At 49.7% G+C, this 604-nt stretch carries 1 protein-coding gene; it reads left to right on the forward strand.

Annotated elements, in window-relative coordinates; genetic code table 11:
* Nucleotides 1–569 (forward strand): phage regulatory CII family protein (locus RE027_RS18000; protein WP_368809667.1); only part of this gene is annotated, 569 nt, incomplete at its 5' end.
* Nucleotides 570–604: the final 35 nt, after the last annotated feature.

The raw sequence follows: 604 nt of genomic DNA on the forward strand, positions 1-604 counted from the left end.
TAATTCGCGTTATGCCGTGTTTCAGTAACTTGATTTTGCAAGTTGGAAGGAGCCGCAACATGTTAGATTTTCGCGTTTCGTCACATTCACACTTCGATGATGCTTGCCGTAAGTTCGCTTTGACTCATAACGTCAAGGAGCTGGCGGTTAAGGCGAATATCAAGCCCCACACACTCTATAACAAGCTCAACCCTGAGCAACCGCACCAGTTAACGCCTCGCGAGATTTGGACGCTGACCGACCTGACAGAAGATTCAACGCTCGTAGATGGATTTCTCGCTCAGATTCATTGCCTGCCATGTGTGCCGGTTAACGAACTGGCAAAAGACAAATTGCAGTCATACGTTATGCGAGCCATGAGTGAACTCGGTGAACTGGCAAGCGGTGCTGTGTCTACAGAACGTCTAACCCCGTCTCGTAAGAGCAACATGATTGAGAGCGTTAATGCCGGTATTCGCATGTTGTCGCTTACTGCCCTCGCGTTACAGGCTCGATTCCAGGCAAATCCAGCAATGGCAAGCGCGGTTGATACCGTGAGCGGCCTCGGCGCTTCATTCGGTCTTATGTGAGGTGGCTATGTTGAAAAATGAACCGTCTTTCGCAT

It is taken from the genome of Kocuria sabuli, assembly GCF_040981185.1.
GTDB lineage: Bacteria > Actinomycetota > Actinomycetes > Actinomycetales > Micrococcaceae > Kocuria > Kocuria sabuli.